Below are 13,136 nucleotides of genomic sequence, written 5' to 3'. Positions count from 1 at the left end.
TTATGCACTTGATAATATTGATGAATTTGACAGATATCTTAGCCCAAACCTAGACTCGTCTCATCCATTTCAAGGGGACGGTCTTATGGGTTGCATGGACCAGGGTGCCGCGCTGTCGAGCGAGGCCCGGCAGTCGGCACAGCGTCTCGCGTTGCCGGCCTTGCTGCAAGCACGCGCCGCACGCGATGGCGACGCGCCGCTGTTCTCGGATCGACGCACGCGCTGGAGCGCCGCGCAGGCGCTCGAGATTGCGGCCAGGCGCGCGGGATCGCTGGCGGCGCAAGGGATTCGACGCGGCGACCGTGTCGCCCTGCTGTGCAGCAATCGCAGCGAATTCATGGAGATCGTGCTGGGATGCGGCTGGCTCGGCGCGGTGGTGGTGCCGATCAACACAGCTTCGCGCGGCATGCAGTTGGAACACATTCTCGCCAATTCGGGCGCGCGCTTGCTGGTCGCCGAAACGCAGTTAGTGAGCGCCGTGTACGCGCTCGACGCCGCGCGCATTGCGCTTGAATCGATCTGGCTGATCAACAGTCACGAAGACGGCGAAGCAGACGAAATAGCGCGACGCACCGCATCGCCGGTTCAACGACAAACGCTGCCGCCGCTCGCGGAGCCGATTGCCGCGGCCGATCTCGGGGACGGCGATCCGCTGGCGATTCTCTACACCTCGGGCACTTCGGGGCTCTCCAAGGGCGTAATTTGCCCGCACGCGCAGTTCTTCTGGTGGGCGCGTTACACGGCGGCCAATCTCGGCGTCGTGCGTGGCGACGTGCTTTACACCTGCCTGCCGCTATTTCATACAAATGCGCTCAACGCGTTTTTTCAGGCGTTGACTTACGACGCCGAACTGGTCGCCGATCGTCGTTTTTCAGCGAGCGGGTTCTTCAACGCACTCATCGAAACAAACGCGACCGTGACCTATGTGCTCGGCGCAATGGTGCCGATATTGCTGGGTCGCGCGGCGACGGCGCAGGAACGCGCGCATCGTGTGCGGATCGCGCTCGCGCCCGGCGTACCCGGGCATTTTCAGCAGGCATTCACCGACCGTTGCGGCATTGCTTTGCTCGACGGCTATGGATCGACGGAAACCAATTTTGTTCTGGGTGGCGGCATCGACGAGCAGCGCCCCGGTTTGATGGGCAAACTCGCGGCGGGTTTCGACGCTCGCGTGGTGGATGAAAACGACCATCCGCTGCCCGACGGCGTCGCGGGCGAATTAATCGTTCGCGCCGATACGCCTTTCGCTTTCGCGAGCGGGTATTTCGGCATGCCCGACAAGACCGTGGAAGCGTGGCGCAATCTCTGGTTTCATACTGGCGACCGCGTGGTGCGCGAAGCCGACGGCTACTATCGTTTCGTCGATCGCCTCAAGGATGCCATTCGCAGACGCGGTGAAAATATTTCTTCATATGAAGTGGAGCAGGTATTGCTGAGCCATCCCGCAGTGGAAACAGCGGCGGTGTTCGCGGTGCAATCCGAATTCGCCGAAGACGAGGTCATGGCGTCGCTCGTGCTGCGCGAAGGCGCGCTGCTCGAAGCGCTCGAACTGATTCGCTTTTGCGAGCCACGTCTGCCGTATTTCGCCGTGCCGCGTTTTCTCGATTTCGTCGGCGACCTGCCGCGCACGGAGAACGGCAAGATCCAGAAATACAAACTGCGCGAACGCGGTATCACCGCGACCGCATGGGATCTGGAAAAGACGGGCTATAAATTGAAGCGCACATAACGGGCGCTAAACAGCGCATTAAACAAGCGGCGAACGTTCGCCCGTCTCGCATCGAACGAGAACGGAATCATCCCGGCGCGCGGGACATGTGCGCCCCATAAATGCAGCACCCCATCGGATGTGCCGTCACTCGGCACTGGAGGCAGCATGGCAAGCACCTCGACCTGCCGCGCGGACGCGCCCGGCGCTTCACAAACAAACGCACACGAACACGGCGTCATTCACGCCGACGCCGTCGCGCGCGATCCACGCGCGCTGCGTCGCATCGTCATGGCTTCTGTCGCGGGCAACGCGCTTGAATGGTACGACTTTTTTCTTTACAGCACGGCGGCCGCGCTGGTATTCGGCGAATTGTTCTTTCCCAAGGGCACCGATCCGCTGATCGGCACGCTCGCGGCTTTCGCAGGCTTTGCCGTGGGTTTCGCGGCGCGGCCATTCGGTGGCGTGTTGTTCGGCCATATCGGCGACCGCTATGGACGCAAGGGCGCGCTCGTCTGGACGCTTTCGCTGATGGGCGGCGCGACGTTCCTGATCGGCCTGCTGCCCACTTACGGCCAGGTCGGCATGTGGGCGCCCGCGCTGCTCGTGGTGCTGCGCGTGGTGCAGGGCGTGGCGTCGGGCGGCGAGTGGGGCGGCGGCGTGCTCATGATCAGCGAATCGGCGCCGCCGGAAAAGCGCGGCTTTTACGCGTCGTGGAGCCAGATTGGCGTGGGTGGTGGCTTCGTGTTGTCGGCGGCCGTGTTCTTCGCCGTGCAGATGTTGCCGCACGACAGCTTCATGAGCTGGGGCTGGCGCGTGCCGTTTCTGCTGTCCATCGTGATCTTCGGCGTGGGCGTCTATATTCGCTCGACGCTGCCGGAAAGCGCGGAGTTCGCGAAGTCCGAAGCCGCTGGCAAGACCTCGCATATGCCCGTGCTCGATGCGATCCGCAAGCATCCGCGCGCGATTCTGGTGGCGATGGGCCTGCGCGTTGCGGAAAACGGCGGCTCGTATATCTTTCTCGCGTTCTCGCTCGTCTATGGAAAATTCATCGGCATTCCGGGCCCGGTGATGCTGGCGGGCGTGATGGTCTCGATGACGGTCGAACTCGTCACGATGCTGCTCTGGGGACGGCTTTCGGATCGCATCGGCCGCAAGCCGGTTTATCTGATCGGCGCGGTGGGACTTATGGTGGTCGCGTTCCCGTTCTTCTGGCTGCTCGACACCCAGGTGCCCGCGCTCGTCTGGCTCGCGTTGCTGCTCGGCAATGCGGTTTGTCATGGCGCGATGATCGGCACGCAACCGAGCCTGATGGGCGAACTCTTCAGCACGGAGGTGCGTTACTCCGGTATGGCGCTCGGGCATGAAATTGCCTCGGTGTTCGCGGGCGGTCTTTCGCCGCTCGTCGCGACTGCGCTGCTCGCGAAGTATCACGCTGCCTGGCCCGTTGCGCTGATGTTGATGGCGATGGGCGCGATTACCGTCATCGCACTGATCTGCACGCGCGAAACCGTGCGCCGTGACGCGCGATGATGCTGGTCGATAAGGATATCGAATCAATGCGATCGAGTGCTTATGATGGCGCGCTGTTGTGTGCGGGCGTGGAAGTGCCGTATTGCCGTCAGGCTCCGGAAGGCACGACCGGCGATCTGCTGGCGCGAGCGTTCGACGCCGCGCTCGCGCAATCGGGATTCACGGCGCTCGAGGTGGACGGCCTCGGCGTGGCGTCGTTCACGCTCGCGCCCGATCACGCGATCGACATGGCGTGGCGTCTCGGCCTGAGTCCGCGCTGGTGCATGGACGACTGTCATGGCGGGGCGAGTGCGATCAATCTGCTTCAGCATGCAATACGCGCGATCCAGAGCGGCGATGCGAATGTCATCGTGCTGTTGTCGGGCGATCGTTTCGAGCCTGCCGATTTCAAGCGCCTCGTCGAACACTACAACCTGACCACGCGCACATGGCTGCGTCCGCTCGAAAGCGGCGGCCCGAATGCGCTGTTCGCGATGCTCACGCAGCGCCACGCGCAACGACACGGCTTGTCGCGCGCCGATTACGGTGCACTTTGCGTGGCGCAGCGTGAATGGGCCGCGCGCAATCCACAGGCTGTGTATCGCACGCCGCTTTCACTGGACGACTATCTGCACGCGCCTGTCGTGGCCGAACCGTTGGGCCGCTACGACTGTGTGCCGGTCGTGTGCGGCGCGAATGCGGTCGTGGTCGTGCGCGCCGATCTCGCGAAGCCGGGTCATCATGTGGCCGTGCGCGCGTTGCAGTGCCGCTATAACACGGATCATCAGGCCGGAGACGGTTTGCAGACTTCGCTCGCGACGCTCGCGCCGGAGCTTTGGCGCGCGGCGAATGCCACGCCGAATGATATGGATCTCGCCTGTGTCTACGACGATTATCCCATGATGACGCTGGTGCAACTCGCCGATCTCGGCTTCGCGCCCGATGGCGATCTGCGCGCGCTGATCGCACGCATTGCCACGCATGCGTTCCCCGTCAACACCTCGGGCGGCCAGTTGTCGGCGGGGCAAGCGGGGGCGGCGGGCGGCATGCACGGACTCGTGGAAGCCATCACGCAATTGCGGGGCGCGGCGGGCGAACGCCAGGTCGCGCGTGCGCGGCTGGCGCTGGTGAGCGGCTATGGCATGGTCGAATACCGCTACGGCATGTGCGCGAACGCGGTCGTGCTCGAAGCCGTGCAAGGCGAAGTGCACGGAGAAGCACAAGGAGAAGCGCCATGACGCTCGACGTATTTCGCTGCACGGCGTGCGGCACGACACTCTTTCCCGCGCGCTATCGGTGCCCCGCATGCGGCGGCGCGCAGTGGGCGACGCTGGCAGCGACGCGCGGCAAGGTCGTCGCGGCCACGACGGTGACGCATCGTGTCGGCGTCGCCGGAGCGGGTGAGGTTTATCTCGCGAGCGTCGAGACCGACGCCGGCCCGATGGTCATCGCCCGCCTCGACTCGGCCGCGCGCGAGGGCGACACCGTTTTGCTCGACATCGACGACGAACACCGTATCGTGGCGCGTACGCGCTCTGCATCGAACCCGCAAGTCCGCTAACCAGTTCAAAGGGGAAGTCGTGAGGAAGCCGTTCGCTTATACCATGTATTTCGGAATGCTTACGTTATCGGGAATCTCCGGAATCGCGCACGCGCAGAGCAGCGTGACGATCTACGGCATCATCGACGACGGTCTGACCTGGAGCAGCAATCAAGGTGGTCACAGTGCGGTTCAACTGCACAGCAGCATCTCGCAGGGCAATCGCTGGGGTCTGCGTGGCAACGAGGATCTGGGCGGTGGCACGAGCGCGATATTTCGGCTGGAAAACGGCTTCAACGTCAATACCGGTGCGATGAGCCAAGGCGGCCGCCTGTTCGGTCGACTCGCCTACGTGGGCCTCGCGAACGAGCACTACGGCACGCTCACGCTGGGCCGCCAGGGCGAGGCGATCGGCGACTATATCGGCACGCTGTCGGCCAACGGCAGTTTGCCGGGCGGCATCCTGTTTCCGCATCCGGGCGATCTCGACAACAACGGCATCGATTTTCACCTGAACAACGCGGTGCGCTACGTCACGCCGACGGTGGCCGGTTTCAGCGGCATGGCCACGTACAGCTTCGGCGGCGTGGCGGGCAATATGGCGCAGAACAGTGCGAAGTCGTTCGCGCTGCAATACATCAACGGCAGTCTGCAACTGGTGGGCGCGTTCACGTCGATCGATCATCCCGCGCAAGCCGTGCCGGAAGGCGTGTGGACCGCATCGAATACCGTGAGCGGCAATTACGGGCTCGCGGCGGGCAGCTACAAGGTGTTTGGACTTGGCGCGGCATATACGATCGGCTCGTTCAAACTCAGCGCGGACTGGACGCATACACAGTTCGCCGATCTCGATCCCACGCTCGGTGCGAAGATCGGCGGCCACGTGACTTTCAATATCGGCGAAATTGTCGCGAGCTATATGCTCACGCCGACTTTGCAACTGGGCGCGGCTTATAGCTATACGGAGGGCAATGTGTCCGCCACGGGGCAGGCGCCGCATTATCACGAAGCCGATGCCAGCGTGGATTACTACCTCTCGAAGAGCACCGACGTCTACGCGAGTGCAACCTATATGCGTGCGGGCGGGGGCGCGGTGGCGGATCTCGCGCCGGTGCTGTCCGCGTCGAGTTCGATTAATCAGGTGGCGTTGCGGCTGGGGATTCGCAAGCGGTTTTAAATGAAACCGCGCGTGGCACGACCGAAGCGAGCGTGCCACGCGATTTAATCAGGATTTCGAATCAATTTCACGCGATGGTGTCGACCACGCCGCCATCCACGCGAAGCGCCGCGCCCGTGGTGGCGGAAGCCTGCGTCGAGCACGCGTAGACGACCATGTTCGCCACCTCCTCCACGCTCGCGGCGCGGCGGATGATCGACGAAGCGCGATGCTGCTGCACGAACGCCGCCGCCACTTCTTCCACGAGTTTGCCGGTTTTCGCCACTTCGTCCTTCAGCATCGCTTCCACGCCTTCCGAAAGCGTCGGTCCGGGCAGCACCGAATTCACCGTCACGCCGGTGCCGGCGAGTCGTTTGGCGAGCCCACGCGCAACGGCGAGTTGCGCGGTCTTGGTCATGCCGTAGTGAACCATGTCGGCGGGAATATTGAGTCCCGATTCCGACGAAATAAACACGATGCGCCCCCAGCCCTGCTTGGCCATCGCGCCCGCATACGCGCGCGAAAGACGCACGCCCGACATGACGTTGGTTTCGAAAAAGCGCAGCCACTCGCTATCGGGAATCTCGAAGAAGTCCTGCTGCTGAAATACGCCGAGATTGTTCACGAGGATGTCGACTTTCGGATGCGCTTTCACGAGCGCCTCGCAGCCCTGAGCATTCGAGAGGTCGCCGACGAAACCCTGCACCTGCGCGCCCGGCACCGCGGCGCGTACGGCGGCTTCGGCTTCGCTTACGTTGCCGGCGTGGCGGCTGCTCACGATCACGCTCGCGCCGCTCTCCGCGAGTCCTTTGGCGGTGGCGAGGCCGATGCCGGCCGCCGAGCCGGTTACGAGCGCGAGCTTTCCAGACAGGTCGATCTTCATCGTGGCTCCTTGCAATCGATGGGGGATGAACGGAACGGGCAGTGTACTGCGCGGATTTTTCGGCTGCGCTGAGGGCTTGCATTTTATTTCGATCGATATAGAATTCGTCGTTACTGTATCGATTGATATAAAACGAATTCGTCCGAAAGGAAAGCAAACATGTCAGCCCAGCCCTCCACGCTCGGTGTCCGCGCGCCCGAGCGGCTCGACGCCGCGGCCCTGTTCGCAACGCTTGCGGGCCTGTGTGGCAGTTTCGTCGCCATCGGTCTCGCGCGTTTCGCGTACACGCCGCTGATTCCGCCATTGATCCAGGCGCACTGGTTCACGGCTTCGCAGGCCGTCACGCTCGGCGCGGCCAACTTCGCCGGGTATTTGCTGGGCGCGTTGCTCGGGCGGCCCATCGCGCACGCGCTCACAAACCGGCACGCGCTGCGCGTGCTCATGGCGACCGCCACGATCGCGTTTTTCGCGTGCGCGTTCCCGCTGTCCGTGGCGTGGTTTTTTGCGTGGCGACTCGCGTCCGGCGTGGCGGGCGGCGCGATCATGGTGCTGGTGGCCACGTCGATTCTTCCGCACGTGCCGCCCGCGCGCCGCGGCTTCGTGAGCGGGATGATCTTTCTCGGGCTCGGTTTGGGTATCGCCGCCTCGGGCACGCTCATTCCTTCGTTGCTGCACTATGGTTTGCGCGCGGCGTGGTTCGGGCTGGGTGTGCTCGCGTTGCTGCTCACGGCGATCAGCTGGTTCGGCTGGCCGCGCACCGACGCGCCGGTTGCTGCCGCGTCCGCGCCGGCGCATCGTGCCGCGTTGCCGGCGCAAGCAGCGTTGCGCGTGCTGTACGCACAGTACGCGGCCAATGCGCTCGGCCTCGTGCCGGCCATGGTGCTGCTCGTCGATTATGTGGCGCGCGGGCTCGGGCGCGGTGCGTCGACGGGCGCGCATATCTGGGTGCTGTATGGCATGGCGGCCATCGCGGGGCCGATTGTTTGCGGACAACTCGCCGATCGCATCGGCTTCAAACTCGCGTGGCGTTTCGCGTTGGCGATTCAGACGTTTGCTGTCGCGTTGCTCGCCATGTCGAATCACACAGCGGCGATTTTTGTAGCCACGCTGATCCTCGGTGCGTTGACGCCGGGCGTGGTGCCGCTCGCGCTCGGCCGCATTCACGAACTGGTGCCGCACGATCATCTCGAGCAACGAGCCGCATGGAGCCGCGCCACGACGGCGTTCGCACTCTTTCAGGCGCTGGGCGGCTACGGATATTCCTTCCTCTTTTCGCACACGCACGAAAACTACGCACTGATATTCGCGTGCGGCGCGGTGGCGCTGGCACTCGCTTTTATGGCGGATCTGGCGACCCATCGTTTATCCAGACGATGATGCGCGAATAACTGCGCCGTCGATTCCATGCGCCCGCATGCTTTGAAGCATGCGGGCGTTTTTACGTGTGATTGATCGGAGGAATGTGCGTGGACTTGTTTTCGCTCAGCCCGGACAACAGTGTGTTTCGTTAACGTGCATTGTCGGGTTAAACTACGACTCATAGAATCCGAGTTACACGTTGCGACGGTGCAACGATCCACAGGAGCAGCAGCATGTCCAAGCGTATTTTGATTATCGGGGCCGGTTTCGCCGGCATGTGGAGCGCACTGAGCGCGGCGCGTTTGATCGACGAAGCGGGTCGCACGGATGTCGAAGTCGCGCTGATCGCGCCGGAGCCGCATCTGCACGTGCGTCCGCGTCTGTATGAAGAAGGACCGGAAAACATGAAGGCGCCGCTCACGGACATCTTCCGCGAAGCGGGCGTGAAGTTCGTGCAGGGCAGTGTGGCGCGCATCGATCTCGCGGCTCATGCCGTGCATGGCGCCGACGCGAATCAGCGCGCCTTCACGATGTCCTATGACCGGCTCGTGCTCGCCACGGGCAGCAAGCTGTTCCGCCCGGCCATCGCGGGCCTTGCGGAGCACGCGTTCAGCGTCGATCAGATCGACGAGGCGGCGGTGCTCGAAGCGCATATCCGCAACCTGGCGCAGCAGCCCGACACGCCCGCGCGCAACACGGTCGTAGTAGCGGGCGGCGGCTTTACCGGTATCGAAACGGCCGCGGAAATGCCGGCGCGTTTGCGCGCCGCGTTAGGCGAGCAGGCCAACGTGCGCGTGGTGGTCGTGGAGCGCAACGAGGCGATCGGTCCGGATCTCGGCCCGGGTCCGCGTCCGGTGATCGAGCAGGCGCTGAGCGAACTCGGTGTGCAGTGGAAACTGGGGCAAGGCGTGAGCGCGGTCGACGCACAGGGCGTGACCCTGGCCGATGGCGAGCGCATCGCGTCGAATACGGTGATCTGGACGGCGGGCGTCCGCGCGAGCGCATTGACCGAGCAGATTCCCGCGCGTCGCGACGCGGCGGGCCGCCTGTATGTGGATCGCCATCTCGCGGTCGAGGGCGTGCCGGGCGTGTATGCAACGGGAGACGTCGCGAGCGCGGCCACCGACGACGAAGGCAACCGCACGCTCATGTCGTGTCAGCACGCGATGAATCTCGGCCGCTCGGCGGGGCATAATGCCGCCGCCGATCTGCTCGGTCTCGACGCGCTGCCGTACAGCCAGCCGAAATACGTGACCTGTCTCGATCTCGGCCCGTGGGGCGCGGTCTATACGGAAGGCTGGGAGCGCGAAGTGAAGATGAGCGGCCAGGAAGCGAAGGCGCTCAAGCATCGCATCAACACGGAATGGATCTATCCGCCGCGTGCGGAGCGTGAAGAGGTGTTTGCGTCCGCCGATCCGCGCCGGATCGTGGTGGCCTGAGCCTGCTGCGCTGAATATAGGAAACGAAAAAGGCCCTTGAAAAAGGGCCTTTTTCATGATTTCCGCCAACGCGAAAATTAACGCGCGAGTGAGGTATGTATTTAAGCCCGATCGCTGCGGCGATTGGCGGCGCGGTCGGTGAACCACTCGACGACGTGATGCGCGTGGCTCGCGGGCGCCTTGGAATGCGCGCGGGAAGCGAGATCGGCTAGCGTGTGCTTTTCGAGTTCCGCGCGCATGCTGCGCTCGGCGGCCTGCATGACGGCGTGGATCGAGCACGTTCCGCGCGTGGCCCAGGCGGGCGCTTCGCCCTCGAACAGCGCGCATTGCGAGCGTATTTCGCGGCAGTCGAACAGACGCTTGTCGCCGTCGATGGCGTCGACCACGTCTTGCACCGTGATGTGTTCCGGCGCACGCGCCAGCGCGAAGCCGCCGCGCACACCTTCCGTGGCGGAGACGATGCCCGCCTTCGACAGACGCGTGAACAGTTTGGCCGCGTAATCGACCGAGACGCCCTGCATCTCGGCGAGATCGCGCACGCTCGCCTCGCGCACGCCCGAAGGGTTGGCGAGATAGAGCAGGCAATGCAAACCGTATTCGACACCGGTGCTGATAAAAGACATGACGATACCGCGACTGACTGAATCGGAGTTACAAGATTAACACAGGCGAGTGGGGCGCGTCAGGCAGTCTTGCCAGGCAATAAACCCAGCAGCGTGAGCGCGGGCGCGACGGCATTCACGAGCCAGTCGCGCTCCGGTCGAATTCGCGCGATCACGCGCAGGCCCAGCAAGACGGCCAGCAGATGTTGTGCGGCCTCTTGCGCGCCGACTGTCTGCGCGATTTCGCCGCTGGCCTGACCGGCTTGCACGCAGCGCAGGAAGAAATCGCGGATCTGCACAATTTCGGCGGCGAGCGCGTCGCGCAGTTCTTCGTCGTCGGGCGTGGCTTCGAGGACGGAATTGACCATCAGGCAGCCGCGTTTGCCCGGATCGTCGAGCGAGCGCTGCACGGTTTCCGCGAAAAAACCGGCAATGGCGGTGCCCGGCGTGCCCGCGGCTTCGTGGCGTGCGATGCGCTCGCGCAGCGACTGCTGCAAATAGTGATCGAGCACGCGTAAAAACAGGGCGCGCTTGTCGCCGAACGCGTTATAGAGGCTCGGCTGCGTGAGTCCGGTGGCCTTGACGAGATCGCGCGTGGAAGTGGCTTCGTAGCCGCGCGACCAGAAGGCGTCGCACGCGGCGTTCAGCACGTCGGTTTCGTCGAATTCGCGAGGGCGGCCCATCGATGGCTCCGTGGCGGGGAAGCCATCATTTTAGATCAATCGATATGAAACGGGGGCTCAGCTTGGCGTGCCCATTTCCGGATCGCTGATGCTGTCCCGACCGGTTTCCACGCGGCCCGCGAAACGGCGCACGGTGGCCTCCGCGCCATTCGCGGCGCTCAGCGTGAAGTCGTACCAGCCGCCCGACGCGTCGAGCGGCCAGTTCTGCGCGACGCGCGCGCCGGGCGCGACGGTGAAAACCCACGGTCCGTCGTGCCGATAGGCGTTCGAGATCACGTTGCAGGTGGCGGGCTCGCGGCCTGCGTTGACGATCGCGATGCCGATGCCCGTTCCGCCGCCGTTCGTCGCCACGTCATAGCTCACCTGAATTTCCACGCTCGCATCGTGTTGCGTGCGATCGACGTTGCCCGCGAAGCTGCGATGAAAGCCGTTGGGGCCGAGCACCCAGAGGTCGTAGGCGCCCGCGTCGGTGGAAACGGGCGTCCAGGTATCGGCGAGATGCTTGCCCGCTTCGACGGTATAGCGTCGCGGCGCGCGGTCGAGATGACGCTTGTCGTAGACGTGAAAGACCGCGCCCGCGCTGCCTTCGTTGCTGAAGACGAGATGCACTTCGCGATGTTTCGCATCGACGCTCGCATGCGTATGCAGCCGATACGGCAGCGCGCGCGACGGGCGGACGACGCGCGCCTGATGCGGCATCGTCTGTTCGCTTTCGGCGGGCGCGCGCACGGTTTTGAGCGCGCTTTGCTGGGCGTTGAGCGCATCGGCGGCGGCGCGCGTGGGCGCGGGAAACGTCGTGGCGGGTTGCTCGTTGGGCGTACGGAAATTGAAGGCGGAGGTCAGGTCGCCGCAAACGGCGCGCCGCCATGCGCTGATGTTCGGCTCCTGCACGCCGAAGCGCTGCTCGATGAAACGCAGCACCGACGTGTGATCGAACACCTGCGAATTGACGTAGCCGCCCGTGCTCCACGGCGAGATCACGAACATCGGCACGCGCGGGCCGGGGCCGTAGGGCTGGCCGTCGGGCGGCAGCGGCTGTTTGTCGCCGGGCGGATTCGGCACGGTGAAATAGTCGTGCTCGGTGCTGACCGTCGACTTGCCCGCATAGCCGCCGCCTTCGAGCGGCGAGGGCACGGCGGGCGGCGGCATGTGATCGAAGAAACAGTCGTTCTCGTCGTAGTTCACGAACAGCACGGTCTTGCTCCAGACCTCGGGATTCGCGGTGAGCGCGTCGAGGATCTGCTGGATGTACCACGCGCCCTGGCCCGGCGTGGAGATCGCCGGATGCTCGCAATAGGCTTGCGGCGAGACGATCCAGCTGACTTGCGGCAGCCGGTTCGCCTTGACGTCGTCCTTGAGCGCCTGCAGGAAGCCGCCGTCGGGCATCGTGTTGCCGATGCCTTTGTAGAGCGGCGATTGCGCTTCGATCTCCGGCGTCCACGGCCGGTTCGGCGAGCCTTCGATCGACTCGTGCACCTTGCGGTACGCCGCGAATCCCGCGAGCGGATTGTCGTTGTAGTTGTCGGGCTTGTTTTCGTAGACCTTCCAGCTCACGCCGGCCTGTTGCAGACGCTCGGGGTAGGTGGTCCAGGACAGGCCCTTCGCGGATTTATCGAGCCAGTCCCAGTCATTGTTGTTGACCACCGCATAAGGCGCGCCGCCGGGGCCGTTCGTGCCGGTCCACAGGAAGAGTCGATTCGAATTGGTGCCGCCGTGCAGCGAGCAATGGTAGGCGTCGCAGATCGTGAAGGCATTCGCGAGCGCGAAATGAAACGGCAGGTCGGCGGCCTGCAGATAGCCCATTGACACGTTGCCCTTCGCGCGCGGCCAGTGCGTCATGCGGCCCGCGTCCCACGCGGCGTGCGCGTCGAGCCATTCGTGCGCGCCGCCCGCGAGCAGCGCGTTGCCCTTGTTCCTGTCGAGGTAGAACGGCAGCAGCGTGCGTTCCCCGTCGCTCTGCTGCCAGACGCTCGCGTCCTGCGGCTGCGGAATCGTGATGCGGTCGCCAAAGCCGCGTACGCCAGGCAGCGTGCCGAGGTAGTGATCGAACGAGCGGTTTTCCTGCATGAAGATCACGACGTGCTCGACGTCGCGAATCGTGCCGGTAGCGTTGTGCGCGGGGATGGCGAGCGCGCGCCGGATCGCGGGCGGAAACAGGCTCAGTGCGGCGCCGGCCGCGGCGCTGCGCAGAAAGTGACGGCGGTCCTTCGAGGTCATGGTGCGGCGTGTGGTGATCGTGATGGGCGTGTGCGGG

At 64.3% G+C, this 13,136-nt stretch carries 11 protein-coding genes; 7 read left to right on the top strand and 4 right to left on the bottom strand.

Annotated elements, in window-relative coordinates; all coding sequences use genetic code 11:
- Positions 1-94 precede the first annotated feature (94 nt).
- The 5 genes from SB764_RS05360 (at position 95) to SB764_RS05340 (ending at position 5,937) form a co-directional block, all read left to right on the top strand.
- A complete protein-coding gene (locus SB764_RS05360) occupies positions 95-1,729 on the top strand; it encodes an ATP-dependent acyl-CoA ligase (RefSeq protein ID WP_321904324.1) in 1,635 nt (544 codons plus the stop codon).
- Positions 1,730-1,999: 270 nt separating this feature from the next.
- Positions 2,000-3,241, top strand: coding sequence for an MFS transporter (locus SB764_RS05355; RefSeq protein WP_231957786.1), 1,242 nt, complete (start codon positions 2,000-2,002; stop codon positions 3,239-3,241).
- Positions 3,242-3,267: 26 nt separating this feature from the next.
- Positions 3,268-4,458, top strand: a complete 1,191-nt coding sequence (locus SB764_RS05350; protein ID WP_410862852.1) for a thiolase family protein — start codon at positions 3,268-3,270, stop codon at positions 4,456-4,458.
- Positions 4,455-4,781: a Zn-ribbon domain-containing OB-fold protein gene (locus tag SB764_RS05345; protein WP_065065430.1), complete on the top strand. Its 327-nt coding sequence runs from the start codon at positions 4,455-4,457 to the stop codon at positions 4,779-4,781. The genes SB764_RS05350 and SB764_RS05345 overlap by 4 nt, the downstream gene beginning before the upstream one ends.
- Before the next feature lie 55 nt (positions 4,782-4,836).
- Positions 4,837-5,937, top strand: coding sequence for a porin (locus tag SB764_RS05340; protein ID WP_110326981.1), 1,101 nt, complete (start codon positions 4,837-4,839; stop codon positions 5,935-5,937).
- A 67-nt stretch (positions 5,938-6,004) separates the two neighbouring features.
- Here SB764_RS05340 and SB764_RS05335 read toward each other — a convergent pair whose 3' ends face one another.
- A complete protein-coding gene (locus SB764_RS05335) occupies positions 6,005-6,799 on the bottom strand; it encodes an SDR family NAD(P)-dependent oxidoreductase (protein WP_410862850.1) in 795 nt (264 codons plus the stop codon).
- A gap of 159 nt (positions 6,800-6,958) precedes the next feature.
- Here SB764_RS05335 and SB764_RS05330 point away from each other — a divergent pair, with 159 nt between their 5' ends.
- Positions 6,959-8,176: a YbfB/YjiJ family MFS transporter gene (locus SB764_RS05330; RefSeq protein ID WP_321865790.1), complete on the top strand. Its 1,218-nt coding sequence runs from the start codon at positions 6,959-6,961 to the stop codon at positions 8,174-8,176.
- 215 nt (positions 8,177-8,391) lie between these two features.
- Positions 8,392-9,597: an NAD(P)/FAD-dependent oxidoreductase gene (locus tag SB764_RS05325; RefSeq protein ID WP_124260494.1), complete on the top strand. Its 1,206-nt coding sequence runs from the start codon at positions 8,392-8,394 to the stop codon at positions 9,595-9,597.
- 101 nt (positions 9,598-9,698) lie between these two features.
- On the opposite strand, the gene SB764_RS05320 is transcribed toward SB764_RS05325, so the two are convergent.
- From SB764_RS05320 to SB764_RS05310, 3 genes are read right to left on the bottom strand one after another with little or no spacing between them, the layout of a single operon-like run.
- A complete protein-coding gene (locus tag SB764_RS05320) occupies positions 9,699-10,220 on the bottom strand; it encodes an RrF2 family transcriptional regulator (protein ID WP_065065426.1) in 522 nt (173 codons plus the stop codon).
- 59 nt (positions 10,221-10,279) lie between these two features.
- Entirely contained in the window at positions 10,280-10,882 is a 603-nt protein-coding gene (locus SB764_RS05315) for a TetR/AcrR family transcriptional regulator (RefSeq protein ID WP_065065425.1), read from the bottom strand.
- 57 nt (positions 10,883-10,939) lie between these two features.
- Positions 10,940-13,099 (bottom strand): phosphocholine-specific phospholipase C, encoded by a 2,160-nt coding sequence (locus SB764_RS05310; protein WP_321868281.1) that lies wholly within the window; start codon positions 13,097-13,099, stop codon positions 10,940-10,942.
- Positions 13,100-13,136 lie beyond the last annotated feature (37 nt).

Source organism: Paraburkholderia sp. SIMBA_027 (genome assembly GCF_046535315.1).
In the GTDB taxonomy this organism is placed as follows: Bacteria; Pseudomonadota; Gammaproteobacteria; order Burkholderiales; family Burkholderiaceae; genus Paraburkholderia; species Paraburkholderia tropica.
The sequence above is the reverse complement of the archived record's forward strand: the minus strand, read 5'-3'. Positions and strand labels throughout refer to the sequence as shown.